This window comes from Polyangiaceae bacterium, assembly GCA_020633205.1.
Lineage (GTDB): Bacteria > Myxococcota_A > Polyangia > Polyangiales > Polyangiaceae > JAHBVY01.
Genome location: JACKEB010000012.1, coordinates 585,605 through 610,795, shown reverse-complemented (window position 1 = coordinate 610,795; position 25,191 = coordinate 585,605). Strand labels below are relative to the sequence as shown.

The following is a 25,191-nucleotide window of genomic DNA, read 5'->3' as shown; positions in this document are numbered from 1 at the left end:
ATGAAGAGCAGCATTCCTGCCGCAGCCGCTGAAGCAGCCGAGCGCTGGGGCGACGCCTTGGCGCTCGAAGAAACCTCCATCGTCGACGGTTCAGCCATTCGCCTCTCCTTCAGCGCGCTCTGGGAGCGCTGTCTCGGCGCCGCGCGTGCGTTCATCGCTGCTGGGGTGGAGCCGGGCGACCGCGTCGCTGTCTGGGCACCGAACTGCCACGAGTGGATCCTCGCGGCAATCGGGGCTCAGTGCGCCGGTGCGGCTCTGGTGCCCATGAACACGCGCTTCAAGGCCAAGGAGGCTGCGTACGTCCTACAAAAGAGCGGCGCCAAGCTGCTCGTCAGCATCGGCGACTTCCTCGGCACGGACTACCTCGGGAGTCTGGAAAGGGAGCTCGGCGCGCCTGGCGCGCAGCGGCTGTGGGAAAGCCTGCCAGCGCTCGAACGTGTGATCGAGCTCGGACCCGCCTCAGGCAAGGCCAGCTGGCGCACGCCCGTCGGAGCCTTCATCGCTTCGGGTGAATCCACGCTGGTCGCCGAGGCCAAGGCACGTGCGGCGAGCGTCGGGCCAGACGACACCTCGGACATCCTCTTCACGAGCGGCACCACCGGGCACCCCAAGGGCGTGGTGACGACGCACAGTCAGAACGTCCGCGCCTTCACCAGCTGGACAGAAGTGGTCGGGCTCCGCGCCGGCGATCGCTACCTGATCGTGAATCCGTTCTTTCACGCCTTTGGCTACAAGGCGGGGTGGCTCGCGTGCCTGCTCCGCGGCGCGACCATTCTCCCGCACCTGGTGTTCGACCCCGGCCAGGTCCTCAGGCGCATCGCAGCGGACCAAGTGTCCATGCTGCCCGGGCCACCCGCGCTGTATCAGGCGATTCTGGCTCATCCGGAGCTCAGGGCCCACGACGTGAGCAGCCTCCGCCTGGCGGTGACGGGCGCGGCGAGTATCCCTGTGGATCTGATCCACCGCATGCGGGACGTGCTCGGCCTGGAGACGATCATCACTGGCTACGGCTTGACCGAGTGCTGCGGCATCGTCGCCATGTGCCGCTACGACGACGACCCGGAGACCATCGCCAAGACCAGCGGACGCGCGATTGAAGGCGTGGAGATGATCGCGGTGAACGACGCCGGAGAGCCTGTTGCACCCGGGGAACCCGGCGAAATCGTGGTGCGCGGCTACAACGTGATGCGTGGCTACTTCGACGACGAGCGCGCCACTCGGGAGGCCGTCGACCCAGACGGTTGGCTCCACACCGGTGACATCGGCATCATCGACGAGCGCGGCTACGTGCGCATCACCGACCGCAAGAAGGACATGTTCATCATGGGTGGCTTCAATTGCTACCCTGCGGAAATCGAGAATCTAATGCTCAGCCACCCGGAGCTCGTGAGCGTCGCCGTGATCGGGGTGCCCGACGAACGCATGGGTGAAGTGGGCATGGCGTTCGCGGTGCGGCGCCCGGAGAGTTCTCTGGATGTGGATGCGTTGCGCGCCTGGTGCCGCGAGAATCTCGCGAACTACAAGGTGCCGCGCTACTTCGAGCTGGTCGACGCGCTCCCCATGAACGCGACCGGCAAGGTCACCAAGTTCGTGCTGCGTGAGCGCGCGACAGCGCTCCTGAAGGGCGCGTGAGCGATGGCTGCTCCCAGCGACGGCGCCTGGACGCTCCCTGAAGAGCTCCGCGCGCGCGCGGACGCGGAGCGGGAGCTACTGGCACCTGACAGTCCATTTGCGCTCGCTCGAGAGGAAGTGCTGGGCACGGAGCTCGAGGTCTTTGCGCAGCGGGCGCCGCACCTCCGGGCCCTGCTCAGCGCTTCCACGCGCTTCGGTGATTTGCCGTATCTGGTGTTCCCCGACTTGCGGCTCAGCTTTCGCGAGCACCTGCAGGCGGTCAGCGCGTTGGCTGCCACCTTCGAGCGCGAGTATGGCATCGGCAAAGGCGACCGGGTGGCCATCTTGGGTGCCAACGCGCCGGAGTGGGCGCTAGCGTTCTGGGCCACGATTAGCCTCGGCGCCATCGCAGTCGCGATGAATGGCTGGTGGGTCGGCGACGAAATCGACTACGCCCTGAGCCACGCGGAGCCGAAGCTCCTGGTGGTCGACAAGAAGCGCGCCGAGCGGCTGTCTGCACCAATTCCTCGCGGCACCGCGGTGCTCCGCTTCTCGAGCGATGATCACGAAACGGAGCTTGAATTCTGGTCAGCCATCCAGCGCGGACGCGGCGCCGCCCTCTCCGAGACGCCCATCGCCGAAGACGACCCGGCGATCCTGCTCTACACGAGTGGCACGACCGGGCGGCCCAAAGGTGCGCTCCACAGTCACCGCAATGTGGTTGCGTTGCTTGGGGTGCAGTTCTTTCACGGCGCGCGGCTGATGAAGTTGCGCGAGCGAGCCGAGCGCGGAGCAACGACCCCTAGTGACACGGACGTCTCTCCTCTCCCCCAAAAAGAGAACGAACCGGCGCCTCAACACTGCCGACTGGTCTCAAACCCGCTGTTTCATGTCTCGGGGCTCCACGCTTCGCTGATTGCGCACCTGGCGGGAGGCGTGAAGAGTGTGTGGACCACGGGGCGCTTCTCCGCGGAAAAGGTGCTCGCCGCCATGCAGGCGGAAAAGGTCAACGGCTGGGGTCCTCAAGGCAGCATGGCCTATCGCGTGCTCCAGTGTCCAACCCGCGAGGAGTACGACGTCTCCAGCGTGACGAGCATCGGCTGCGGTGGCGCCCCGGTGACGCCGGAGATCCAAGCTGCGCTGCGCGAAGCCTTCCCGAACGCGGTGCAAGGCCTAGCCGTAGGCTACGGTCAGACGGAGTGCACGGCGCTCGCGACCATGAACTACGGCGGCGAACTCTTGGAGTTTCCGGAGTCCGTGGGCCAGCCGCTACCAACGGTGTCCATCGAGATCCGGGATCCCCAGGGCAACCCGCTGCCCGAAGGGGAAGAGGGCGACATCTTCATTCGCTCGCCGCTGGTGATGCTCGGCTACTGGAAAGATCCGGAAGCGACCGCGAAAGCCATTCACCCAGGTCGCTGGCTCCAGACGGGAGACTTCGGTCGCCTGGAGGCGGGGCGCCTGTACATCCACACGCGGAAACGAGATCTGATCCTTCGCGCTGCGGAAAATGTGTACCCCGCGGAGATAGAGCGCCGCTTGGACGCGCACCCGGACGTGGCGGAGAGCGCAGTATTTGGCGTCGACCACCCGGAGCTCGGTCAGTCGGTGAAGGCTGTGGTGGTGACAAAGCCCGGGAAAACGCTGGATATCGAAGCGCTGAAGGCGTGGGCTGCGGAGGCTCTCGCGTACTACAAGGTACCTGAAGACTGGGAGCTCAGGGACGAACCGCTGCCCCGCAACGCCAGCGGAAAGATCATGAAGTACCTGCTGCAAGATGTCGCAGAGTCCGCCGCAGACTTGGACGCGAAACGTGGCTGACGTACGCCTGAACGCTCCGCGACCGACGGCGCTCGTGAGCCGTCGTGCGCTTGACTGTGGGGAGTGAAACGTGTTTCATTTTCCACGTGCCATCACGAGATCGTCGAGACCGCATCTTGGACGTCGCCATCAGCCTGGCCGAAGAAGGCGGGTTCGAGAACGTGCGTCAACGCGACGTAGCGGCCCACGCTGGAGTGGCGCTGGGCACGCTCTACAAGAGCTTTCGCTCGAAGGAGGACATCCTCACCGCGGCACTCGACCGCGAGACGGAGAGCCTCGAGCGGCGCATGGAGGGCCGTCCGGCACGAGGCGAAAACGCCATCGAACGCCTGGACTCGTTCTTCAACATCGTGACTCGCGGTCTCGTGCGGAAACCGAAGTACGCGCGCGCCGTGTTGCGAGCAATGGCCTCCGGCGAGCCCGAGGTAGCGAGCCACGTCGCGGCCTACCATGGACGCATGACCGGCCTGATCATCGCGGCGATGCGCGGCGTGGGACGCCTCTCGTATACGGACGCCACGTCGTCGCCCCCCACCGAGGCCGAGCAGACCATCGCCGCGTTACTTCAGCAGATTTGGTTCGCGTCGCTGGTTGGCTGGTCCGCCGGGCTCCACGGACAGCAAGAGGTCGTCGAGCAGACGCTCACCGCCGCGCGACTGCTGACTCACGCCCTGAGCTGCGACAAGCTGGAGAAGCCAGCGCTGAAGCGCGCCTGAACGCGACGCCAGCTCGGCCCACCGCCGTTTCAACCACCCCCGAGGCCCATGGACCTACGTTACACGGCTGAAGACGAAGCCTTCCGCGAGGAAATCCGTAGCTGGCTCGAGGCCGAGCTCGCTCATGACTTCAAGGGCGTGCGCGGTCGCGGCGGACCCGGCGACGAACACGCGCTGTTCGAAGAACGCCTGGCGTGGGAGCAGCGCCTGGCAGCGGGCAACTGGACCTGCGTCGGCTGGCCGAAAGCGCATGGGGGGCGTGACCTGCCGCTGATGCAGCAGGTGATCTTCAACGAAGAGTACGCGCGTGCTGGCGGCCCTGGGCGCCTCGGGCACATCGGCGAGAACCTGCTCGGGCCGACGCTGATCGCCTTCGGCAGCGACGCACAGAAGGCGCGCTTTCTCCCCGGGATCCGCGACGGGCGAGAGCTCTGGTGCCAGGGCTACTCAGAGCCGAACGCCGGCAGCGACTTGGCCAACGTCCAGACCCGCGCTGAGCTCCGTGAAGGCGAGTGGGTGATCAACGGCCAAAAGGTGTGGACCAGCGGTGCCCACTGGTCGCACTGGTGCTTCGTGCTTTGCCGTACGGATCTGAGCGCCACCAAGCACAAAGGCCTGAGCTACCTGCTGGTGCCGATGGATCAGCCTGGTGTCGCCATTCAACCCATCGTGCAGATCACCGGCTCCAGCGAGTTCAACGAAGTGTTCTTCGAGGACGCGCGCACGCCAGAAGAGAACATCGTCAGCAAAGCGGGCGACGGCTGGAAGGTCGCCATGGGCACGCTGGCGTTCGAGCGCGGCGCGTCCACGCTGGGGCAGCAGCTCTTGTTCCAGAACGAGCTGGACGAAATCGTGCGCATCGCGAAGCAAAACGGCGCAGCGGAAGACCCCGTGATGCGCCAGCGCCTGGCCCGAGCGCACATCGGACTGCGCATCATGCGCTTCAACGCGCTGCGCACCCTGAGCCAGTCCGAAGGCGCTGAGCTGTCGCGAGCCGCGCTGGTGACCAAGCTCTACTGGGCGACTTGGCACCGCGAGCTCGGTAAGCTCGCCATGGATGTGCTCGGCCCCGACGCGGAGCTCGCGCAGAGCCTGGAGACCACCGAAGACGGCAAAGGCTTCAGCCTGACCGCGCTACAGCGGCTGTTCCTGTTTAGCCGCTCCGACACCATCTACGCTGGCTCCAACCAGATCCAACGCAACATCATCGGCGAGCGCGGCCTGGGTCTCCCCAAGGAACCGCGGCCGGCCTGAGACGACCAACATGAGCAAGCTGACGCCCCCCTACCCCACACCCAAGGCGCTCCTTCAAGACAAGACGGTGCTCGTCACCGCCGCTGCTGGCACCGGCATCGGCTTCTCCGTGGCGCGCCGCGCGGCGGAAGAAGGCGCCAAGGTGATGATCAGCGACATCCACGAGCGGCGCCTGGGCGAAGCTGTGGAAGAACTGACGCGGGTCACGGGGGTGCGTCCACCAAGTCAGCTCTGCAATGTCGCCGTCGAGACTGAGGTCACAAGCCTGTGGGAAGCCGCCGAGAAAGAGCTCGGCCACGTGGACGTGCTGATGAACAACGCCGGCCTCGGCGGTACGGCGAACCTGGTCGACATGACCGACGAGCAGTGGGACCGCGTGATTGACATCACCCTGACCGGCACCATGCGCATGACCCGCGCGGCGCTGCGCCATATGATGCCTCGCGGAACCGGTTCCATCGTCAACAACGCTTCCGTAGTCGGCTGGCGCGCCCAAGCCGGGCAGTGCCACTACGCCGCGGCCAAAGCCGGTGTGATGGCCCTCACCCGCTGCTCAGCCATCGAGGCCGCAGAAGCCGGTGTGCGCATCAACGCCGTGAGCCCGAGCCTCGCGATGCACAAGTTCCTGGCCAAGGTCACCACGGAGGAGCTCCTGAACGAGCTCACCCAGCGCGAAGCCTTTGGCCGCGCCGCGGAGCCCTTCGAGGTCGCCAACGTGATGATCTTCCTGGCGAGCGACCTCGCCTCCTACATGACCGGCGAAGTGCTGAGCGTCTCGAGCCAGCATCCGTGACGCATGCACGGTCGTGAAGGCGACTATTGGTGGGCGGACCGCCTTGGCCCAGCCTGGGAAGTCTTGAGGCGGTGTTCCGAGCTCACGATGGGCCGCCGAGCGGTCATCACCGCCTTCGACGGAGGCGCGCCCCAGGTGTCGCCCGACGAGATCACACGAGGTTGGCGCCAGGATGCGGAAACCGTCGTGACCAACGTGATCAACTCCTACGATGAGATCATCCTTGCGATCTCCGACGAGTACGCCGAAGTTTGGCTGTATTCCGAAGGGGCTGCTGTACCGTCACTCGCCACCTGGGAGCACCTCGCAGGCGAACTCAATACGATCACCCTAACGCAGCCCGAACTCGAGTACCCAATGCCTCCCAAGAGCTGGGACGCAGAGGTGGTTCTGGCGAACCGCGAGTGGCTCGAAGAGGTACAAGCGCGACTACGGGACGGCCTAGGGGCCTACCGGCCCCTGACGTTCCTCAGGGACGATCTGATCGTCACGCGGGACGCCCCTGCGATTGCCGCGCTGGAACGTTACCTCGCGGAACTATCGCGATGCCACTGCCCAACCCGCGGTGACGCAGCCTGGGTGCTACCGAACGAGCCGCAGTTCGTTCGCCCGTATGACCTACTGGAACGCGGAGCGGGACGTGCCTTGTTTCGTTGCCGAACGTGTGGCGCGTTTTGGGCAATCGAGGGAGCATCTGCGCTGGGAGACGGCGTCGCGCAACGTCTTTCGGCGGCGACAGCCTGGGAGAGTGCCGACCTAGTCAGCGCTCGACGACAACTCCTCCTTCGAACCGAGACCGAAGGCGATCAACCCTGCCGTCACCAAGGTTGCTTGAGGCGTGCACTGAGAGGCCGCGAACTCTGCGTGGACCACGCGTACGGGCTCATCTAGTCCAGCCTACGTTTGCGCACTCCGCCGATCGATTTGTCCAACCGCCGCGGAGCCCCACTCGAGTCTAACAGCTCCAGCACCAAGTCAGTCACACCCTGGACGCGCTCCTCGGGCGTGGCCGCTCGCCAGAACTCAAAATCAGCCAACTCTGCTTGCTGGAAGCCGGTGACCACGCCTCCCGTCCAGGTCTGACGGCGCCTGGCGGCTCTGGCAGCGCGATCGTTCATCGGCGGCTAGCGTAGCACACGTTCGGAACTAGCGGCAGCTGAGTACGCTGCCGCTCTCCCCCGAGAACCGCAGGCCAGCGGCTTTACTTCCCTGCGGCAGCGTCAAGGAACGCTGGGCGCTCGCCGCCGCCGTGGAGCAAGAGGCTCGCGCCGGAGAGGTAGCTCGAGAGCGGCGATGCGAGGAACACGCAGGCGTCGCCGACGTCTTTGGGGGTCGCCATGCGCCCGAGGGGCACCGTCTTGGCGACGCGCGCGACGCCTTCTGCGTCACCGTAGTGGAGCTCGGTTTGCTCCGTCTCGATCAGCCCCGCAGTGATCGCGTTGACGCGCACCTTGGGTGCCCACTCGACGGCGAGGGACTGAGTCAGGTTCAAGAGCCCGGCTTTTGCGGCGCCGTAGGCTGCGGTGCCGGGAGAAGGCCGCACCCCGCTCACGCTGGCGATATTGATGATGCTGCCGCCTCCTGGCTGGCTCTGCATCTGGCGGTTCGCGATCTGGCAGAAGTTCAGCGGCGCCAGCAGATTCAGGCGAATGATCGCCTCGCTGAAGCGGGGTGAAGCTGTAGCAGCATCGGCGAACGGGGAACCGCCCGCGTTGTTCACCAGCACCGAGAGCTTGCCGTGGCGCTCGACACAGACGGTGACCACGCGCTCGATCTGCTCGATGTCTCGGACGTCCGCTTCGACGAAGCTTGCCTGGCGTCCCCCGCCCTCGGGGAGCGACTCTGGCGTCTTGCGGGCGCAGATCACGACGTCGGCGCCCGCCTCGAGGAAACGCACAGCGATGCCGCGGCCCACGCCTTTGCTGCCGCCGGTCACGATCACCGCCTGGCCCGTTAAGTCGAGTGTGTCTTGCATGGTCTCAAGCCTTGGAATAGCGTCGAGTAGAACACGTTCTAGCGACGAAAGGGAACCGCTTGTTCCGTGAGTCGCAGCCTGGAGCCCTGATGATCAGCACTGAAATTTCGAACGGCATCGCGTCCGTGGTGATGAGCAACCCGCCGGTGAACGCGCTGCCCGTGCGCGGTTGGTTCGAGCTCGCCAAGCAAGTGACCGAAGCCGGACAGAACCCCGCAGTGCGGGTCGTGGTGCTGCGAGCAGAGGGTCGCGGCTTCAACGCCGGGGTCGACATCAAGGAGATGCAGGCGACGGAGGGCTTCGACGCGCTGCTCGGCGCAAACCGCGGCTGCTACGCGGCGTTCAAGGCGGTGTATGAGTGCGACGTGCCGGTGGTCGCCTCCGTGCATGGGTACTGCCTCGGCGGCGGTATCGGGCTCGTGGGCAACGCGGACCTCATCGTGGCGTCTGACGACGCGACCTTTGGCTTGCCCGAGGTCAAGCAAGGGGCGCTCGGCGCCGCGACTCACCTCGCCCGTCTGGTGCCCCAGCATCGCATGCGTGCGATGGTCTACACTGCCGAGACGGCGACGGCAGCCGAGCTCCACGCGTTCGGCTCGGTGCTCAAAGTGGTGCCCAAGAGCCAACTCGTGGCGTGTGCCCTAGAGGTCGCGGGCAAGATTGCGCAGCACTCGAACACGGTGATCCGCGCGGCAAAGAAGTGCCTGAACGGCATCGACCCGGTGGACGTAAACAAGAGCTACCGCTTCGAGCAAGGCTTCACCTTCGAGCTGAATCTCTCGGGGGTGAGCGACGAAGCACGAGACGCGTTCGTCGAGAAGCGCGACGCGCAGTTTTCTAAGTAGCCGCAGTTTCTACGGAGCCGCGGTTTTCAAAGTAGGTAGCGGCGCGAGCGGGCGACACGAGCCGCTCAGAGGCTGCGCTGGATCGGCTCTTGGGCGGCGCTCGTGGCGCGCTGCTTGGCTTCGGTGCCCGCTGCGTCGCGCTTGTCCGGCGCTGGCGGCACGCGGCGCTCCGGGATCCGTGGCCGCGGCGGTAGACTGACGCCGCTCTGCTTCGGGATCTTGTAGGTGACCTTGGCGCGGATCAGGGTGCCACGCAGGCCGTTCGCCTGCTTGATCGCCTTGACGGTGGTGTTGAAGCGCTTGGCGAGCTTGATCAGGGTGTCGCCCTTCTTGGCGACGTAGCTCACGTACTGCGCTGGCGGGTTGATTTTCCCGCTGGCAATCAGCTTCGGGTACAAGCGCCGGGCGGCTTCTTGGGCGATGGGATTGTAGAAGCGGATGTGAATGTGGGTCGCGTGTCCCGGCGCGTGCAAGATGAGCGCGCGCTGCTTGCCCGCTTGACCGTGGAACACGTTATCTAGCCAGGTCTGATCTTCACCGATGCTCTGGGCGTAGTCGTAGAGCAGCTTCTGGATCGAGTGGTCGATGAGGATCATCTCCACATCGGTCTCGCTGATCAGCGCGCGAACGAAGGACCAGGTACGCGGCAAATCCAGGTTGTCAGCGGTGCCCCGCTTGTACCAGCGGGCGGCGTCTTCTCCCTGGTAGTAGAAGCTGATGTCGACGTCGCGCCCCGCCTGATGACTCTTGTGGGGGTTCAGGTGCCCGCCACTCCTTGCGCTGATGTGACCGATGTAGAGCGGATGGCCTCCCGGCAGCTCGCGGTTCACCTTGTGAATCGCATGGGCGAGGAAATCGCACGTCTCTCGCGTGCCGTAGGCGCGCGCGGGGTCGACGAGCTTCCACTCACCGTCTTCCGGCATGCGCTCTCCCCCAACCAAAACTCCGGAGCTCGGACCGCCAATAGACAGCCCGCCCAGCGCCTGGGGATCGTCCGCTAGCAAGCGCTCGAGATCGCCGTCGCTCAGCTCACCCAGGGCCAAGCTGAAACCAGGTTCGCTGTCATCGGGCTGGTCGTCGACTGCGCCTTCGGGGTAGCTCGGGGTGGCCTCGGGCTCCGGCGCGGGCGCTGTTGCGCTGCCTCGCGGCGAAGCGATGAGCTGAGCCACAGCTGGAGCGCTTGCCGCCTCGGGATGCACAAGCGGCGGTGGCGATGCAGCGGGCGCTGGGGCGCGCTGAGCGGTGCAGCTAAGGATGCTGCAGCTCAACAGGCCGCAGACCAGGCTGAACTTCCACGACCCGTCACGCATGCGGGCCCACTCTGACACGCAAAGCAGGCCCTGCCCAGGTTGAACCCTCGGAATCCGGCCGCGCGACCTGACGTGTGGCCACGTGCTGGTGATCCCGCCGCTAGTGATACAGCGCGGTGAACTGCAGCGTGAAAGCTTTGGTGTCGAGGGTCTCGTCCACGCCGTTCTCGCTGTTCTTGGTGGTCGCGCTCATGAAGCTGAGCAAGCCACCGATGCTCCAGTCGTCTCCAACCCAGAAGTCGTAGCCTAAGAACAGGGTGCCAGCGAAACCGGCGGAGTTGGCCTCGTCCGACGTCTGGTTGCCATCGACCTTGGCAACCACAACCGCCGGGCCGAGCCCAAGCCCGACGTGGAAGCCTCCGTGGGGATCGGGGAACCAGTCGCCGAACAGCGCGAGCTGCCCGATGCTGAGTTCGAGGTCCTTGGTTGTGCGCGTCTCCCCACCAACTTCCGCATCTGGATCGGTAGCGTTCACGGAGAAGATACCCGCACCAATCACGAAGCCACCGCCGGGCGTGCCGCCGAACAAGAGGTGCGATGCCCCTGCACCACCCTTGAGTTTGAAGTCGACCGTCGTATCGACGTCGGTGGTCATGTAGCCACCACCGATGCCGAATCGCAGATAGAAGCCGTCGTGATTGTGGATGGTCTCGCTGCGCGTCTCGTCGATCGGCGGCGGCGGCGGAGGCGCTGGCTCGTACGCGCCAGGTTGCTGCGGCGGCGGACCAGGCGGAGGCGGAGGCGGCTCACCATACGCGGGATACGCCGGACCGCTGGCTGCGGGTGGCGGAGGCGGCGGCGCGACGTCTTCGGGCGGAGGCGCCGGCGCATCGGCGCCGTTTTCGTCCGCGGGAGGCGGAGGCGGTGGCGGTGCCCCTTGAGCGAGCGCTAACCCCGAGGAAGCAAGGACGATGGCGAAAGCACTAAGCCAAAGAGAGCTACGCATGGCGCAAGCAAACAGCGCCACGGCGTGTCCGTCAACTCACACTTTCACCCACCAGTCGTCGGGTGGCTCGGGCCGGCGACTCAGCGACTCACGACCACACTCGAGCCATGCCCAAACAGGCCCTGGTTGGCTGTCACCCCGAGCTTGGCCCCTGCTACTTGGCGGGCTCCGGCTTGGCCTCGGAGCTGCCAAGTGAGCTCACACACTTGTGCGATCGCCTGCGCCGGCACCGCTTCGCCGAAACAAGCCAGGCCACCGCTCGCGTTCACGGGAATGCGGCCACCAACAGCGGTATCACCGTCCCGGATCAGCCGCTCCGCCTCGCCCTGCGCGCAAAGCCCGATGTTCTCGTACCAGTCGAGCTCGAGCGCCGTCGACAGGTCGTACACTTCAGCCAGGTCGAGGTCCTTTGGGTCGACCCCCGCCTGCTCGTAGGCGGTGAACGCGATGCTGTCGCGGAAGCTGCGCTCCGGCAGCGCGGCGCCCGCCCAGGAGTCCGTCGCCAAGTTGGGCATCTCGATCACGCTGCTGGGGTAACTCGGCGTCACCGTGGACACGCCTGCGATCTTGATGAACTCGGTCGCGCGCTTGCGGGCGAAGGCTTCGCTGCACAGCACGAGCGCAGCGCCGCCGTCGCTGGTCGCGCAGATCTCGAGCAGGTGGAGAGGATCGCTCACGATGGGTGAAGCCAGCACCTCCTCGACGCTCGATTCCTTACGGTAACGCGCGTTTGGGTTCTCCAAGCCATGGCGCGCGTTCTTCACCTTGACCGCGGCGAAGTCTTGAGGCGTTGCGCCGTAGAGTTCCATCCGCCGCCGCGCCCAGAGGCCAAAATACGTGGGATTCGTCGCGCCAAGCAGGCGGAAGCGTAGCCAGTCGGGGTCATCCGGTCGGTCCCCCGCGTTTGGCTTGAAGAATCCCTTCGGCGCCGCATCGGCGCCAACCACCAGCGCAACGTCACATAGCCCCGCCAGAATGCGGGCACGCGCGGTGTCTATGGCTTGAGCGCCGGTTGCGCATGCGCCGTAGCAGCTCGCAACCTGTGCGCCGGTCCAACCAAGCGCTTGAGCAAACGTCGCACCAGCGACATAGCCCGGATAGCCGTTGCGCATGGTGTCGCCACCAGCCACGAACTGGATATCCGTCCACTCGACGCCAGCGTCTTTCAGCGCCAGCTCCGCTGCCTTGACGCCGTACTCGACGAAGCTCTTGCCCCACTTGCCCCAGGGGTGCATTCCCGCGCCCAAAATCACGACCTGACTCATCGCTTTGCCTCGATCGATGCGGCTCCCGAAGGCGCCCACTTCCAGACCATCAACACCTGGGAGTCGCTCTCCTCGAGCACCTCGGAGGTAAGCTGCATCGGCATGCCTACGCGCAGCGCTTCCGGCAAGACGCCGCGCACCACCTGACCGAGCACCACCAGCTTCTCTCGTTCGAGCTCCACGGCTGCCAGCGCAAACGGCTCGAACGGTTCGGGGGCTACGAAGGGCGGCGGCGGCTTGTACGCACTCGAGGTGAAGGACCAGAGCTTGCCGGCGCGACTCAGTTCGCACGCCTCCAGGTGGCTCGAGCGGCAGCGCGGATTCCTGCACACCACCTGCTCTCGCGGAAAGAAGTAGCTCCCACAGTCGCTGCAGCGGCTGCCGACCAGCGCCACCTCGGGCTCCAGCGTGAACAGCCCTGGCACGGCAGGTACACGAGTCTTGGTTTCGCTCATCTCTGATCTCCTCGATCTCCCGCTCCAGGCAGCGCATCGCGTGATTCGGATCCCTTCGGCATCCGCAAACCGTCAAGCCCTGAGACGTGCACTTTCAGCTCGACCAATCACCGCTCTGGATGCGCTTGCGCTGGACGAGTGAAACATGTTCTATCACAACCAACGAACCCTGAGCGGGTGAATACGCACATGCTGGACAAGCGAACTACCGAAGAACGCGTCCTCGGAGAACTCCAGGACGGGATGACGATAGGCATCGGCGGCTGGGGCTCCCGACGCAAGCCCATGAGCCTGGTGCGAGCCATCGCTCGCTCTACGCTGAAGGACCTGACCATCGTGTCCTATGGCGGACCGGACGTCGGGCTCTTGTGCAAGCTCGGCAAGGTGCGCAAGGTGATCTACGGCTTCGTTTCCCTCGACTCCATCCCCCTCGAGCCACATTTCCGCGTGGCTAGGCAAGAGGCGAGCGTTGAGGTGATGGAGCTCGACGAAGGGATGTTCCAGTGGGGCCTGTACGCCGCCGCGCTGCGCTTGCCGTTTCTGCCGACGCGCGCGGGCCTCGGCTCGGATGTCCTCAAGTACAATCCAGGGCTGAAGCTCGTCAGCTCGCCGTATGAAGACGGCGAACAGCTGGTGGCGATGCCAGCCTTGAACCTGGACGTCGCCTTGATCCACATGAACCGCGGCGATGCAGCGGGCAACGGTCAGTTCCTCGGCCCCGACCCGTTCTTCGACGACCTATTCTGCATGGCCGCCAAGCGCCGCTTCATGAGCGTGGAGCGCCTGGTTCCAACGGAAGATCTCTTGAACGAAGGCTCGGTGCACACGCTGAAGATCAGCCGTATGCACGTCGACGGCGTGATCGAAGCACCCCAGGGCGCCCACTTCACGGAGTGCCCGCCGGACTACTCGCGGGACGAAGCGTTCCAGCGCGCCTATGCGGCGACCGCGCAAGACGCAGAGGCCTGGGAGGCCTTCAAGCGCCGCTTCATCGACGAGCCTGGTGACCACGCGGCGTACGTGGCTGCGGTTGACGCTTTCCGCAAAGAAACTGCTGACAAGGGGAAGGCCTGAGATGAGCGCGACCCTGGACGAAGTCTGCGCTGTTGCTATCGCGGAGTGCTTCCGCGGCGACGGCGAAATCCTGTGTAGCCCCATCGGCACGCTCCCCGCCATCGGCGCTCGCCTGGCGAAGCTAACGTTCGAGCCGGGTCTCTTGATGACCGACGGTGTGGGGCCTCTGGTCGCCAACGTGAGCGCCTTGGGCGACAAGGACGCCGCAAAGGTGATCGAAGGCTGGCTCCCGTATCGCAGCGTGTTCGATGTGGTGTGGCACGGCCGCCGCCACGTGATGATGGGCGCGACGCAGATCGACCGCTTCGGCAACCAGAACATCGCGTGCATCGGTGACTTCGAGAAGCCCAAGGCGCAGCTCCTGGGCATGCGCGGAGCGCCTGGCAACACCATCTGTCACCCCACCAGCTATTGGGTACCGAAGCACTCCCGGCGGGTGTTCGTGGAGCAAGTCGATGTGGTGAGTGGCGTAGGCTACGATCGAGCCCGGGCCTTGGGGGAGAGGGCGAGTCGCTTCCACGAGATCCGCCGCGTGATCTCCAACCTCGGAGTCTTCGACTTCCAGACCCCGGACAACCGCATGCGCCTCGTGAGCGCTCACCCCGGCGTGGAGCTGAGTGAGATCGTGGAGAACACCGGCTTCGAGCTCGTGTTACCCCAGGGAGACGTACCGCGCTCCCGCCAGCCGAGCGAAGCGGAGCTCGAGCTGTTGCGCACCCGCATCGACCCCAAAGGTTTCGGCAAGAAGGAGCTTGGCCTATGAGCGCCAATACGAATCCGCTGCACACGCGGATCTGCGACCTGTTCGGTATCCGCTACCCAATCATTCAGACCGGTATGGGCTGGGTCAGCGGCGCACGCCTCACCTCCGCCACGAGCGAGGCCGGGGGCTTGGGGATCTTGGCGGCGGCCACGTTGACCTATGAAGAGCTCGAGAGCGCCATCGCGCGCATCAAGCAGCGCACCAACAACCCCTTCGGGGTGAACCTGCGCGCCGATCAAGACGACATCGACCAGCGTGTCGACCTCTTGATCCGCGAGCGCGTGAAGGTGGCGAGCTTCGCTCAGGCGCCGGGCAAGGCCGTGATCAAGAAGCTCAAGGACAACGGCGTGCTCACGATGCCGACCATCGGCGCCAAACGCCACGCGGAGAAGGTCGCGGAGTGGGGCGTCGACGCCGTGATCGCTCAAGGCGCCGAAGGCGGCGGACACACGGGCACGGTGCCGACCAGCCTGCTGTTGCCCCAGGTGGTCGACACCATCGACATCCCGGTACTCGGTGCGGGCGGCTTCTGTGACGGCCGCGGCTTGGTGGCAGCCCTCAGCTACGGCGCGTCGGGCATCGCGATGGGGACGCGCTTCTTGCTCACCCAGGAGAGCCACGTGCCGGAGGGCGTGAAGAGCACGTATCTGAAGACCGACGTCAACGGCACGGTGGTCACCCGAGCCATCGACGGTTACCCCCAGCGGGTGATCCGTACGGATCTAGTCGACAAGCTCGAGCGCGCGACCATCATGACCAAGGGCTACCGCGCCTTCCGCTACGCCCTGGAGTTCCGCGACATCACGGGCACCTCCTTCGGAGCCTTACTGAAGGAAGGCTTGGCGATGAAGACCAAGGGCGACCTGACCTGGTCGCAGATGATGATGGGCGCAAACGCCCCGATACTCACCCGAGCCACGATGGTCGAAGGGCGCCCCGACGTGGGGATCTTGCCGACGGGTCAGGTGGTTGGACGCATCGAGGAGCTGCCCACGGTGGCTCAGCTCCTGGAGCGCATCATGGGCGAAGCAGAGGCAACCCTGAAGCGCCTCGGCGCAGTGAATAGCGCGCCTCTCCCCCGCCCCACCCAGACCAACGTCGCAGCGGAGAGCTGATGGATCTGGCGTTCACTCCGCAAGAAGAAGTTTTCCGCAAGGAAGTGCGGGCGTGGCTCGGGGCCAACGTGCCGCAGGAGCCCCTCGGCTCTGGAGATACGCGGGAGGGCTTTGCGCGGCACCTGGAGTGGGAAAAGACGCTCTACGACGCCCGCTACAGCGTGGTGAGCTGGCCTGAAGAATTCGGCGGCCGCGGCGCGTCTCTCTGGGAGTGGCTGATCTTCGAGGAGGAGTACTACCGCGCAGGCGCCCCGAGTCGAGTGACCCAGAACGGCATCTTCTTGCTCGCGCCAACCATCTTCGAGTTCGGCACGGAAGAGCAGAAAGCGCGCCTGTTGAAGCCGATGGCCGCGGCGGAGCACCTGTGGGCCCAGGGCTGGAGCGAACCGGGCTCCGGCAGCGACTTGGCGAGCCTGACGAGCAGCGCCAAGCGCACCGACGGCGGCTGGCTGCTCAGCGGACAGAAGACCTGGTGCACCCGCGGCAGCTTCTGTGACTCGATCTTCGGGCTGTTCCGTACGGATCCTGAAGCGCAGCGCCATCACGGGCTGACTTACTTCTTGGTTTCGCTCAAAGCGCCCGGCGTTACGCTGCGCGGCGTGGACCGCCTGGATGGCGACGAGGGCTTCGCCGAAGTGTTCCTGGAGGATGTGTTCGTTCCGGATCAGGACGTGCTCGGCGGAGTCAACCAGGGCTGGCAAGTGGCCATGGCGACGACCAGCAGCGAGCGCGGTTTGTCCCTCAGGAGTCCCGGTCGCTTCATGGCAACCGCCGAGAGGCTCATCGATCTTTATCGACGCTACCAGAAGCAAGACCCGAGCGGCGCCACCCAGGACCCTGCGCTCCGAGAGCGCGTCTTGAAGGCCTACATGGATGCCGAGGCGTACCAGCTCTACACCCTGCGCACCGTGACCAAGATGAAGAGCGGCGGCTCGATTGGTCCGGAGTCGAGCCTCAACAAGATTTTCTGGTCGGAAATGGACGTCGCGACCCACGAGACGGCGCTCGACCTGCTTGGGCCTTACGCCGAGCTGGAGGAAGGCTCTTCCGCCGCAATCGACGGCGGCAGCTGGCTCAAGGGCTATCAGTTCGCCTTGGCGGGTCCGATCTACGCCGGCACCAATGAAATCCAGCGCAATGTCGTCGCCGAGCGCGTGCTCGGCTTGCCTCGGAAGTAGTCCCTCCGGAACTAGCCATGCACTTCGCCTTTTCTGAAGACCAAGAGCTGTTTCGGGCTTCCTTCAAGGAGGTCTGCGAGCGTGCCTGCGACCCGGGTCGCGTGCGCCAGGCCTGGGAAGCCGCAGAACCAGCAGACAACGCGCTCTGGAAGCAGCTCGGCGAGCTGGGCGTCCTGGGGATGACCCTGTCGGAGCAAGCCGGCGGGCTCGGCATGAACGAGCTCGACTGGGTGTTGATCCTCGAGGAAGCAGGCAAGAGCGGCCTCCCGGAGCCGCTCGGCGCCCACACGGCCGTAGCGCTGCCGCTCCTGGAAGAGCTTGGCAGCGACGCGCTAAAGGCAGAGTGGCTGCCCCGGGCGGCGGCGGGCGACGCGCGCATCGGCGCGGTCTTCCAGGGGAGCCCATTCGTCGCGTTCGCGAGCAGCTTCGAGCTGCTTCTGGTGCAGCGGGGTACGAGCCTCTACGCAGTGCCCGCCAAGGACTGCGCCTGGGAAGCTCAGGCGTCCCTCGATTACTCAAGGCAGCTCGCAAAGCTCGGCGTGGAAATGAGTCAGGAGCGGCTGCTGGCAGCTGACGCGAGCGAAGCCTTGGACCGCGCTTTGAACCGCGCGGTGCTGGCTCAGAGCGCGGAGCTCCTGGGCACCTGTCAGCGCATGCTGGATCTGACCGTCGACTACGTGAAGGTGCGGCACCAGTTCGGAAAGCCGATCGGCAGCTACCAAGCGGTGAAACACCGCCTCGCCGATGGACTGCTGCGTTTGGAGTTCGCGAAGCCCCTCGCCTACCGTGCGGCGCACTCGCTGAGCGAGGGACTGAGTGGGCCAAACGTCGACGCGCAGGTGTCGATGGCGCGGCTCTACGCCCGCGACGCGGCTGAGTTCATGGCCAAGGCAGCGCTGCAGCTCCACGGCGCGATTGGCTACACCTTCGAGTACGACCTTCAGCTGTGGATGAAGCGCGCCTGGGCTACCGGGCGCACCCTGCACAGCGACGCCTGGCACCGCGAGCGAGTCGCGAACGTCGCGTTCGCCGGTCTCAGCGCGAGCTAGCTCACCTCACCCCCAAACCCTGAAATGGATTCAGGCGGTTCCCCGGAGAAACACATGGCAGAGGCATACATCATCGACGCAGTTCGTACCCCGGTTGGGCGCCGCAAGGGCGGCCTGGCGGCGGTTCACCCCGCCGACCTGGGCGCGCATGTCCTGAAGGGTCTGGTCGAGCGCACGAAGATCGATCCCGCCGCAGTGGACGACGTGATCTTTGGCTGTGTCGACACCATCGGGCCGCAAGCGGGGGACATCGCGCGCACCTGCTGGCTCGCGGGTGGCTTGCCCGACAGCGTGCCGGGCACCACGGTGGATCGCCAGTGCGGCTCGAGCCAGCAAGCCGTGCACTTCGCAGCGCAGGCGGTGATGAGCGGCACGCAGGATCTGGTGATCGCCGGTGGCGTGCAGAACATGACCCAGATCCCCATCGCGGCCGCGATGATCGTCGCCAAGGAGTTCGGCTTCACGGATCCCTTCAGCGGCAGCAAGGGCTGGACGGAGCGCTACGGCAAGGAACAGGTGAACCAGTTCAAGAGCGCGGAGATGATCGCCCATAAATGGGAGTGTACCCGCGAGGAAATGGAGCAGTTCGCCTATCAAAGCCATCAGCGCGCGATCCGCGCTCAGGACGAAGGCCGCTTCGACCGCGAAATCCTCCCGCTGGAAGGCGTGACCGCCGACGAAGGACCGCGCCGCGACACGACACTGGAGAAGATGGCGACGCTGAAAGAGCTGATGCCCGGTGGGCGACTGACGGCCGCCGTTTCGAGCCAGATCAGCGACGCGTCGGCGGCGCTCTTGATCGCGAGCGAAGCGGCGGTGAAGACCCATGGCCTCAAGCCGCGGGCGCGCATTCATCACCTGAGCGTGCGCGGGGCGGATCCGATTTGGATGCTCACGGCGCCCATCCCCGCGACCCAGCACGCGCTGAAGAAGGCCGGGATGAAGCTCAGCGACATCGATCTGGTGGAGATCAACGAAGCCTTTGCTTCGGTGGTGCTCGCCTGGGCGAAGGAGACGGAAGCCGACCTCGAGAAGGTGAACGTCAACGGCGGCGCTATTTCCCTGGGGCACCCCCTCGGAGCGACGGGTGCACGCTTGATGACCACCCTGCTCTGCGAAATGGAGCGCACCGGCAAGCGCTATGGCTTGCAGACCATGTGCGAAGGCGGCGGTCAGGCCAACGTCACCATCATCGAGCGGCTCTGAGGCGACACGATGGCAAAGCTCTTAGAAGGTAAGGTCGCCATCGTCACGGGCGCGGGGCGCGGCATTGGTCGCGCTCACGCCCTCGAGCTCGCGCGCCTCGGCGCCAAGGTGCTGGTCAACGACCTCGGCACTTCGGGCGACGGCCAAGGCGCAGGCTCCGAGCCGGCTCAAGCGGTGGTCAAGGAGATCGAAGCGCTCGGCGGTGAAGCGGCGTCCAACGGCGCTGACGTGGCGGATTTCGAGCAAGCGCAGGCCATGGTTCAGCAGGCGGTCGATCAGCTCGGCGGCCTCCACATCCTGGTCAACAACGCCGGTTTCCTCCGGGATCGCATGTTCGTCTCCACCAGCGAAGCCGAGTGGGACGCGGTGATCCGCGTGCACCTGAAGGGCCATTTCGCGCCGGCGCGCCACGCAGCGGAGTACTGGCGCGGCCTGAGCAAGGCGGGCAAGGCGGTGAGCGGCCGCATCATCAACACCTCGAGCGGCGCCGGCCTCCAAGGCAGCGTCGGCCAAGGCACGTACTCGGCCGCCAAAGCGGGGATCGCCGCCCTCACCCTGGTGCAAGCCGCGGAGCTCGGTCGCTACAACATCACGGCCAACGCCATCGCCCCCGCAGCGCGCACCCGGATGACCGAAGCCGTGTTCGCCGACATGATGAAGAAGCCCGACGCCGGCTTCGACAAGATGGCGCCGGAGAACATCTCGCCCCTGGTTGCCTGGCTCGCCTCGGACGAAGCCGGGGATGTCACCGGACGCGTCTTCGAGATTTCTGGGGGGGAGATCAAGCTTTCAGACGGTTGGCGAGTCACCTCCGAGGTGAATCAAGCCGCACGCTGGGAAGCAACGCAGCTCGGCCCCGTCATGGCCAAGCTCATGAAAGAGGGCCTCGCCCCCATCAAGCCCTACGGCGCCTGACTCCTGGCGACAGAGCGCCTCGTTTCCTCACGGTACAACGAAAGATGCGATTCTCCTTCAGCGACGAACAACGTGAACTCGCGCGCATGCTGCGGGGGCTCTTACAAAAGAGCTGCCCGCTGACTCGGGTACGCGAGGTGATGCTGGAAGGCGAAGGCCACGACGCGGCGCTGTGGTCCCGGCTGTGTGAGGAGCTGGGACTCGCCGCGTTGGGGATCCCCGAGGAATACGGCGGCGCGGGCTTCGGCAGCGTGGAGCTGGCCGCGGTGATGGAGGAGCTCGGGCGCGCCCTGGCTCCGGTGCCGTTTTTGAGCGCCACGCTGGGCGCTCAAGCGTTGCTGCGAGCCGGCAGCGACAGTCAGCACGAGGCGTATTTGCCCAGCTTGGCGAGCGGCGAACGCCGCGCCACGCTGGCCTTCCCGCAAGATTGCCAGCTCACGTTCAAATCGCACGGCGATGGTTTTGCACTGAGCGGACACATCACCCGCACCTTGGACGCCCACGCCGCAGATCTGGTGATCGCCCCCGCGCTGGGGTCAAACGGCGAGCGCGCGCTTTTCATCCTCGAGGAAACGCTTCTCAGCGAACGCAAGCGCCTGGCGACGCTGGACGCGACGCGCCCCTGGGGCGACGTCCAGGTCGGTGCCACAGTCGGCGCGGCGGCTCGCCTACCAGGAGATCCCCAGTCGGTGCTGAAGCAGGTGGCGGAGTACGGCGCCATCGCGCTGGCCACGGAGCAAGTTGGCCTCGCTGAAGCCTGCCTCGAGATGGCCGTCGACTACGCGAAGACGCGCACCCAGTTCGAGCGGCCCATCGGCTCCTTTCAGGCCATCAAGCACAAGTGCGCCGACATGTTGCTCAAGGTCGAATCGGCGCGCTCCGCGGCCTACTACGCCGCGTGGGCGCTGAGCGTGGACGCACCCGATGTGAGTGAGCTGGCGCACCTCGCGGCAGCGTATTGTGGCGAAGCGGCCTTCGAGTGCGCCGCGGAGAACATCCAAGTGCACGGCGGCATCGGCTTCACCTGGGAGCACGACGCCCACCTGTACTTCAAGCGTGCCCGAGCCAGCGAGCGGCTGTTCGGCGCGCCAGCGTTGCACCGTGAGGCGGTCGCCCAGCTCTGGCTCGACGCAGCCGACTGACGCGCAAAGCGCTGCTGCCAGCAATACCGGGAGCATTGCAGTCAACCTTGGGTGACGCGCCCGGGGAGATTACGCTCCCCTCATGGCGATCGTAGAAGCCCTGGAATCGAACGGCGCGCGGCGCTTGAGCATCAAGAACCCGCTGAGCGGCGAAGCGATCGACGACATCGCCGTGACCACCAAAGCTGAGGTGGAAGCCGCGGTCCGCCGCGCCCGTGAGGCGCAGCCCGCCTGGGCCGCCTTGGGCGTCGCGGAGCGCAAGCGCATCGTGCATCGGGCGCTCGACATCTTGATGGCGCGCCAGGAAGAGGTCATTGCCACCGTCCGCGCGGAAACGGGCAAGACGCGCGTCGATGCCTTGAGCATCGAGATCATCTCGAGCTGCGACTTCATCAACTACTGGTGCGGCCGCGCCATCAAGGATCTCTCCGACGAGAAACCTGGGCTGCACGGCTTCCTCAAGCCACTAAAAAAGCTACGCATCGTGTATGAGCCTCTCGGCGTCGTCGGGGTGATCACGCCGTGGAACGGCCCGTTCGTGCTCAGCACGGATCCGACGGTTCAGGCGCTGCTGGCGGGCAACGCGGTGATCCTCAAGCCGAGCGAGGTGACCCCGCGCTCGGGTGAGTGGTCTGCACGGATCCTCTGGGAAGCGGGCGTACCGAAGGATGTGCTGCAAGTGCTGCACGGTGACGGCGAGACGGGTGCTGCGCTGGTTCAAGCAGGCGTCGACAAGATCGCGTTCACCGGCAGCGTGCGCACGGGGAAGAAGATCGCCGCAGCCTGCGCCGAGCAGCTCTTGCCGTATACGCTAGAGCTCGGCGGCAAGGATCCGATGATCGTCTGCGCCGACGCGAATCTGGAGCGCGCCGCCAGTGGGGCAGTGTTCTTGTCGATGTTCAACACCGGACAGGTTTGCCTGGGCGTCGAGCGGGTCTACGTCGTCGAGCGCGTCGCTGACGAGTTCTTGCGCTTGGTCGAGGAGAAGGTGCGCGCGGTGCGCGTCGGCGCCGGGGACGACAAGGAGGTCGGCAGCATCTTCTGGGATCGTCAGCTGCAAATCATCGAGCGCCACGTGGACGAAGCCGTCGCTCAAGGCGCGAAGCTCGTCGTCGGTGGCAAGCGCACCGGCGAGGGGCTGTGCTACGCGCCGACGCTATTGACGGGCGTCACCCACGAGATGGCGGTGATGCGCGAAGAGACCTTCGGCCCGGTGCTCTGCGTGATGGTGGTACCGGACGAAGAGGCGGCCATCGCTGCCGCCAACGACTCGGAGTATGGGCTGAGCGCCAGCGTCTTCACGACGGACGAAGAGAAGGCGATCCGCATCGCACGGCGGCTGCGCGCCGGCTCCGTGATGCAAAACGACGCCGCCGTGATCTACGGCATCCCCGAGGCGCCGTTTGGTGGCCTGAAGTCGAGCGGCATGGGTCAGGTGCACGGCGGCAGCCGCGCCCTCAGAGGCTTCTGCCACGCCAAGCCCATCGTGCTCGATCGCTGGAAGCTGGATAAGGAAGAGATCTGGTACCCGCTCACGGAGCGCACCACGAAGAGCCTAGAAAAGACCATCGAGTTTGCGTTTGGAAAAGTCCTCCGACGCTTGATGCAATAACGCGGCTTGAGACGATAGCGCCGGCTTGATCCAGGTGCGCCTCACCCCCTACCCTGGTCCCTGATGCGACACCAGGGAATGCTTGTTTGGGGGTTAGGCGCGCTGTTGCTACTCTCGGGCTGCGGTGAACGCACCCCGGATGACGACAGCTACTGCGACGCCGACAAGCCCCACGCTTACGCCAAGCCGCCGCTCATCAATAGCTGCGTGGAAATTCGCACGCATGAAGGGGTGAAGGACCCCACGACGGGCAAGATCGAGCGCATCCACCGCTGGTTTCACTGCTGTCCTTGAACCCTGACTAGAAGCCGAAGCTATCGTCGTACACATCGGACTTGTACTCCTCGGGCATGTCGGAGGAGTGGTCCTCTACGCTGGCCTGCTTGCCAGCGGCGGCTGGGGGTTCCTCCGACTCTTGCACGGCGATCTCCGGCTTGGCCGCCGCCGGGACATGCGGCGTGCGGGCGTGAGGCACCCTGCGCATCGCGACTTCCTTCGCGGCGGCTTGGTCCACGGGTTTGCGCGGCGCGGGGGCAGCGTCCACGTGGGCATCCAGTCCCGCGTCGTGGGGAGGCACCGGCGCTTGCGCGGGATCGCTCAAGCTGAACCGCGGCTCCAGGGTTGCTCGCGGTGAGTCTTCTTCGGGAGCCGCAGTCGCGGCTTGGGCTTGAGGAAGCTCGATCCCCAGCTCCGTTTCCATGCGGCTTGGCAGGTCGCGGAGCGAGGCTCGCTTGTAGTAGCCGAAGCCACCCACGATACCGAGCATCATCACCGCGACGACCGCGCGCAGCTTGCGCCGGCGGCGCTTGCGCGTGGTGGACAGCGGGAAGGCGCTCTCGCTCGAAAGAGAGGGCTTGAAGCGCGGCGGGGGATTCAGGAGCTGCGCGGCGAGATCCCCAGGCGCGCGGCTGTCGTCGTCGATCGGCGGCTTGGTCCAGCGACGCTGCAGCGCTTGACCAGCCAGATCCGCCGTTTCGCCACGATCCAGAAGCCACAGCGACAAGGCCTCGCCGAGCTCAGCCATGTTCTGCCAGCGGTCCCGGGGCGACTTCTTTAGACCCTTTTCGAGGATCTCCCACAGGCCGTCGTCTTGGACGCCAAAGCCAGCGGGGGTGCCCACCGGCCACTCGAGGATCGCCTCGAAGAGCTGACGGTCATCGGTTCCCGCGAAGGGGCTGAGCCCTGTGAGGCACTCGTACAAGGTGGCGCAAAGCCCCCACACGTCAGCGCGATGATCGATGTGCTCGCTGCCCAAGACCTGCTCTGGCGCCATGTACTCCGGTGAACCAATGGGCTGCCCCATGCGGGTCAGCTTGCGCTCACTGGTGGCGCTGAGCTTCGCGATGCCAAAGTCCACGATTTTGGGCTGCGTGCCGGAAGCGGTGGGCACCATCACCACGTTCCCCGGCTTGATGTCGCGATGCACGATGTCCGCAGCGTGGGCGGCACGCAGTGTATCCGCGAGGTTTGCGCCGAGGCGCGCGGTCTCGATCGGAGTCAAGCGGCCGCGCTCGATGATCAGCTGGTCCAAGCCGCGACCGTCCAGCCACTCCATGATGAGGTATGGGCAATCCCCGACTTTGCCGAAGTCGTAGACGCTCACCACGCCCGGGTGAGTCAAGCGAGCGCAGGCTTTGGCTTCGATGGCGAAGCGCTCGCTGAGCTGCTCGACCGGGAGCGTGGGCTTGATGAACTTGATCGCCACACGGCGACTGAGCAGCGTTTGCTCGGCCTGCCAGACGCTCCCCATCCCGCCCTGCCCGACGCAGCGCAAGAGCTCGAAGCCCTCGGGTGGTGTCAGTCGGTCACTCATGGGGCCCGACGCTACAGGCTGGCTCTCCACGGCAGGTGTGTCAGCGAGGCGGGTCTCGTCGCTCGAGCTGTCGAAGGGCGGAAGTACCAGGGGCTGATTCATGGTGGGTCTCCGTGGGCGCACGCCGAGAGCGGGGTGGCCGGGTCGCGTTGTGTCTTCCAATGCACCTCGTGTGCCCAACTCTCACATCGAGCACTCTGAGCGGTTTTCAGCGGAGATCGCCCACGTCGCCTTCGAATACCCACGGAACCAATCGTGGCGAAAGGACCCGGCCCAAGATACGGTGTGACCGCCGCGCTGGGTCGAAGCGAGACCCGGATCGCGCCCCTCGAA

24 protein-coding genes are annotated in these 25,191 nt (G+C 65.6%); 17 read left to right on the top strand and 7 right to left on the bottom strand.

Annotated elements, in window-relative coordinates:
- From H6718_14725 to H6718_14700, 6 genes are all read left to right on the top strand, one after another.
- The gene (locus H6718_14725; protein MCB9586652.1) at nucleotides 1-1,632 is read left to right on the top strand and encodes an AMP-binding protein; all 1,632 of its coding nucleotides are present in this window, start codon (nucleotides 1-3) and stop codon (nucleotides 1,630-1,632) included.
- A gap of 3 nt (nucleotides 1,633-1,635) precedes the next feature.
- Nucleotides 1,636-3,432 (top strand): acyl--CoA ligase, encoded by a 1,797-nt coding sequence (locus H6718_14720; GenBank protein MCB9586651.1) that lies wholly within the window; start codon nucleotides 1,636-1,638, stop codon nucleotides 3,430-3,432.
- An 86-nt stretch (nucleotides 3,433-3,518) separates the two neighbouring features.
- On the top strand, nucleotides 3,519-4,148 hold the full coding sequence (locus H6718_14715; protein ID MCB9586650.1) for a TetR/AcrR family transcriptional regulator: 630 nt from the start codon (nucleotides 3,519-3,521) through the stop codon (nucleotides 4,146-4,148).
- A 48-nt stretch (nucleotides 4,149-4,196) separates the two neighbouring features.
- A complete protein-coding gene (locus H6718_14710; protein ID MCB9586649.1) occupies nucleotides 4,197-5,402 on the top strand; it encodes an acyl-CoA dehydrogenase family protein in 1,206 nt (401 codons plus the stop codon).
- A 10-nt stretch (nucleotides 5,403-5,412) separates the two neighbouring features.
- Entirely contained in the window at nucleotides 5,413-6,195 is a 783-nt protein-coding gene (locus H6718_14705; protein MCB9586648.1) for an SDR family oxidoreductase, read from the top strand.
- Nucleotides 6,196-6,198: 3 nt separating this feature from the next.
- Nucleotides 6,199-7,086 (top strand): hypothetical protein, encoded by an 888-nt coding sequence (locus tag H6718_14700; protein MCB9586647.1) that lies wholly within the window; start codon nucleotides 6,199-6,201, stop codon nucleotides 7,084-7,086.
- Here H6718_14700 and H6718_14695 read toward each other — a convergent pair.
- Nucleotides 7,083-7,313 (bottom strand): hypothetical protein, encoded by a 231-nt coding sequence (locus H6718_14695; GenBank protein ID MCB9586646.1) that lies wholly within the window; start codon nucleotides 7,311-7,313, stop codon nucleotides 7,083-7,085. The genes H6718_14700 and H6718_14695 overlap by 4 nt on opposite strands.
- Nucleotides 7,314-7,396: 83 nt before the next feature.
- On the bottom strand, nucleotides 7,397-8,170 hold the full coding sequence (locus H6718_14690; GenBank protein ID MCB9586645.1) for an SDR family oxidoreductase: 774 nt from the start codon (nucleotides 8,168-8,170) through the stop codon (nucleotides 7,397-7,399).
- An 89-nt stretch (nucleotides 8,171-8,259) separates the two neighbouring features.
- On the opposite strand from H6718_14690, the gene H6718_14685 reads away from it, so the two are divergent.
- The gene (locus H6718_14685; GenBank protein ID MCB9586644.1) at nucleotides 8,260-9,015 is read left to right on the top strand and encodes an enoyl-CoA hydratase family protein; all 756 of its coding nucleotides are present in this window, start codon (nucleotides 8,260-8,262) and stop codon (nucleotides 9,013-9,015) included.
- A 65-nt stretch (nucleotides 9,016-9,080) separates the two neighbouring features.
- On the opposite strand, the gene H6718_14680 is transcribed toward H6718_14685, so the two are convergent.
- The 4 genes from H6718_14680 to H6718_14665 form a co-directional block, all read right to left on the bottom strand.
- Nucleotides 9,081-10,325 (bottom strand): penicillin-insensitive murein endopeptidase, encoded by a 1,245-nt coding sequence (locus H6718_14680; GenBank protein MCB9586643.1) that lies wholly within the window; start codon nucleotides 10,323-10,325, stop codon nucleotides 9,081-9,083.
- A gap of 100 nt (nucleotides 10,326-10,425) precedes the next feature.
- Nucleotides 10,426-11,271, bottom strand: a complete 846-nt coding sequence (locus H6718_14675) for a hypothetical protein (protein ID MCB9586642.1) — start codon at nucleotides 11,269-11,271, stop codon at nucleotides 10,426-10,428.
- 80 nt (nucleotides 11,272-11,351) lie between these two features.
- On the bottom strand, nucleotides 11,352-12,536 hold the full coding sequence (locus H6718_14670) for a lipid-transfer protein (GenBank protein ID MCB9586641.1): 1,185 nt from the start codon (nucleotides 12,534-12,536) through the stop codon (nucleotides 11,352-11,354).
- A complete protein-coding gene (locus tag H6718_14665; GenBank protein MCB9586640.1) occupies nucleotides 12,533-12,991 on the bottom strand; it encodes an OB-fold domain-containing protein in 459 nt (152 codons plus the stop codon). Before H6718_14665 ends, H6718_14670 begins: the two co-directional genes overlap by 4 nt.
- A 189-nt stretch (nucleotides 12,992-13,180) precedes the next feature.
- Between H6718_14665 and H6718_14660 the strand changes: the two genes are divergently transcribed.
- The 10 genes from H6718_14660 (at nucleotide 13,181) to H6718_14615 (ending at nucleotide 23,339) form a co-directional block, all read left to right on the top strand.
- The gene (locus H6718_14660) at nucleotides 13,181-14,065 is read left to right on the top strand and encodes a CoA transferase subunit A (protein ID MCB9586639.1); all 885 of its coding nucleotides are present in this window, start codon (nucleotides 13,181-13,183) and stop codon (nucleotides 14,063-14,065) included.
- A gap of 1 nt (nucleotide 14,066) precedes the next feature.
- The gene (locus tag H6718_14655) at nucleotides 14,067-14,828 is read left to right on the top strand and encodes a CoA-transferase (protein MCB9586638.1); all 762 of its coding nucleotides are present in this window, start codon (nucleotides 14,067-14,069) and stop codon (nucleotides 14,826-14,828) included.
- Complete coding sequence (locus H6718_14650) at nucleotides 14,825-15,943, top strand: nitronate monooxygenase (protein ID MCB9586637.1); 1,119 nt, start codon at nucleotides 14,825-14,827, stop codon at nucleotides 15,941-15,943. The genes H6718_14655 and H6718_14650 overlap by 4 nt, the downstream gene beginning before the upstream one ends.
- Nucleotides 15,943-17,121 carry an acyl-CoA dehydrogenase family protein gene (locus H6718_14645; GenBank protein ID MCB9586636.1) on the top strand — a complete coding sequence of 393 codons (1,179 nt, stop codon included), beginning with the start codon at nucleotides 15,943-15,945 and terminating at the stop codon, nucleotides 17,119-17,121. Before H6718_14650 ends, H6718_14645 begins: the two co-directional genes overlap by 1 nt.
- 17 nt (nucleotides 17,122-17,138) lie before the next feature.
- A complete protein-coding gene (locus H6718_14640; GenBank protein MCB9586635.1) occupies nucleotides 17,139-18,170 on the top strand; it encodes an acyl-CoA dehydrogenase family protein in 1,032 nt (343 codons plus the stop codon).
- A 54-nt stretch (nucleotides 18,171-18,224) separates the two neighbouring features.
- Nucleotides 18,225-19,376, top strand: a complete 1,152-nt coding sequence (locus H6718_14635) for an acetyl-CoA C-acetyltransferase (GenBank protein MCB9586634.1) — start codon at nucleotides 18,225-18,227, stop codon at nucleotides 19,374-19,376.
- Between the two features lie 9 nt (nucleotides 19,377-19,385).
- Nucleotides 19,386-20,291 carry an SDR family oxidoreductase gene (locus H6718_14630; GenBank protein MCB9586633.1) on the top strand — a complete coding sequence of 302 codons (906 nt, stop codon included), beginning with the start codon at nucleotides 19,386-19,388 and terminating at the stop codon, nucleotides 20,289-20,291.
- Nucleotides 20,292-20,335: 44 nt separating this feature from the next.
- A complete protein-coding gene (locus H6718_14625; protein ID MCB9586632.1) occupies nucleotides 20,336-21,433 on the top strand; it encodes an acyl-CoA dehydrogenase family protein in 1,098 nt (365 codons plus the stop codon).
- A gap of 82 nt (nucleotides 21,434-21,515) precedes the next feature.
- Nucleotides 21,516-23,045: an aldehyde dehydrogenase family protein gene (locus H6718_14620; protein ID MCB9586631.1), complete on the top strand. Its 1,530-nt coding sequence runs from the start codon at nucleotides 21,516-21,518 to the stop codon at nucleotides 23,043-23,045.
- Between the two features lie 63 nt (nucleotides 23,046-23,108).
- The gene (locus H6718_14615; protein MCB9586630.1) at nucleotides 23,109-23,339 is read left to right on the top strand and encodes a hypothetical protein; all 231 of its coding nucleotides are present in this window, start codon (nucleotides 23,109-23,111) and stop codon (nucleotides 23,337-23,339) included.
- 7 nt (nucleotides 23,340-23,346) lie between these two features.
- On the opposite strand, the gene H6718_14610 is transcribed toward H6718_14615, so the two are convergent.
- The gene (locus H6718_14610; GenBank protein ID MCB9586629.1) at nucleotides 23,347-24,960 is read right to left on the bottom strand and encodes a protein kinase; all 1,614 of its coding nucleotides are present in this window, start codon (nucleotides 24,958-24,960) and stop codon (nucleotides 23,347-23,349) included.
- Nucleotides 24,961-25,191: the final 231 nt, after the last annotated feature.

What these genes read in the sequence shown, in the direction of transcription:
- H6718_14625 (MCB9586632.1), top strand. Translation starts at nt 20,336, where the DNA reads ATGCGATTCTCCTTCAGCGACGAACAACGTGAACTCGCGCGCATGCTG.
- H6718_14670 (MCB9586641.1), bottom strand. Translation starts at nt 12,536, where the DNA reads ATGAGTCAGGTCGTGATTTTGGGCGCGGGAATGCACCCCTGGGGCAAG.
- H6718_14650 (MCB9586637.1), top strand. Translation starts at nt 14,825, where the DNA reads ATGAGCGCCAATACGAATCCGCTGCACACGCGGATCTGCGACCTGTTC.
- H6718_14645 (MCB9586636.1), top strand. Translation starts at nt 15,943, where the DNA reads ATGGATCTGGCGTTCACTCCGCAAGAAGAAGTTTTCCGCAAGGAAGTG.
- H6718_14660 (MCB9586639.1), top strand. Translation starts at nt 13,181, where the DNA reads ATGCTGGACAAGCGAACTACCGAAGAACGCGTCCTCGGAGAACTCCAG.
- H6718_14710 (MCB9586649.1), top strand. Translation starts at nt 4,197, where the DNA reads ATGGACCTACGTTACACGGCTGAAGACGAAGCCTTCCGCGAGGAAATC.
- H6718_14635 (MCB9586634.1), top strand. Translation starts at nt 18,225, where the DNA reads ATGGCAGAGGCATACATCATCGACGCAGTTCGTACCCCGGTTGGGCGC.
- H6718_14610 (MCB9586629.1), bottom strand. Translation starts at nt 24,960, where the DNA reads ATGAATCAGCCCCTGGTACTTCCGCCCTTCGACAGCTCGAGCGACGAG.
- H6718_14680 (MCB9586643.1), bottom strand. Translation starts at nt 10,325, where the DNA reads ATGCGTGACGGGTCGTGGAAGTTCAGCCTGGTCTGCGGCCTGTTGAGC.
- H6718_14620 (MCB9586631.1), top strand. Translation starts at nt 21,516, where the DNA reads ATGGCGATCGTAGAAGCCCTGGAATCGAACGGCGCGCGGCGCTTGAGC.
- H6718_14640 (MCB9586635.1), top strand. Translation starts at nt 17,139, where the DNA reads ATGCACTTCGCCTTTTCTGAAGACCAAGAGCTGTTTCGGGCTTCCTTC.
- H6718_14665 (MCB9586640.1), bottom strand. Translation starts at nt 12,991, where the DNA reads ATGAGCGAAACCAAGACTCGTGTACCTGCCGTGCCAGGGCTGTTCACG.
- H6718_14700 (MCB9586647.1), top strand. Translation starts at nt 6,199, where the DNA reads ATGCACGGTCGTGAAGGCGACTATTGGTGGGCGGACCGCCTTGGCCCA.
- H6718_14720 (MCB9586651.1), top strand. Translation starts at nt 1,636, where the DNA reads ATGGCTGCTCCCAGCGACGGCGCCTGGACGCTCCCTGAAGAGCTCCGC.
- H6718_14675 (MCB9586642.1), bottom strand. Translation starts at nt 11,271, where the DNA reads ATGCGTAGCTCTCTTTGGCTTAGTGCTTTCGCCATCGTCCTTGCTTCC.
- H6718_14725 (MCB9586652.1), top strand. Translation starts at nt 1, where the DNA reads ATGAAGAGCAGCATTCCTGCCGCAGCCGCTGAAGCAGCCGAGCGCTGG.
- H6718_14690 (MCB9586645.1), bottom strand. Translation starts at nt 8,170, where the DNA reads ATGCAAGACACACTCGACTTAACGGGCCAGGCGGTGATCGTGACCGGC.
- H6718_14685 (MCB9586644.1), top strand. Translation starts at nt 8,260, where the DNA reads ATGATCAGCACTGAAATTTCGAACGGCATCGCGTCCGTGGTGATGAGC.
- H6718_14655 (MCB9586638.1), top strand. Translation starts at nt 14,067, where the DNA reads ATGAGCGCGACCCTGGACGAAGTCTGCGCTGTTGCTATCGCGGAGTGC.
- H6718_14630 (MCB9586633.1), top strand. Translation starts at nt 19,386, where the DNA reads ATGGCAAAGCTCTTAGAAGGTAAGGTCGCCATCGTCACGGGCGCGGGG.
- H6718_14615 (MCB9586630.1), top strand. Translation starts at nt 23,109, where the DNA reads ATGCGACACCAGGGAATGCTTGTTTGGGGGTTAGGCGCGCTGTTGCTA.
- H6718_14695 (MCB9586646.1), bottom strand. Translation starts at nt 7,313, where the DNA reads ATGAACGATCGCGCTGCCAGAGCCGCCAGGCGCCGTCAGACCTGGACG.
- H6718_14705 (MCB9586648.1), top strand. Translation starts at nt 5,413, where the DNA reads ATGAGCAAGCTGACGCCCCCCTACCCCACACCCAAGGCGCTCCTTCAA.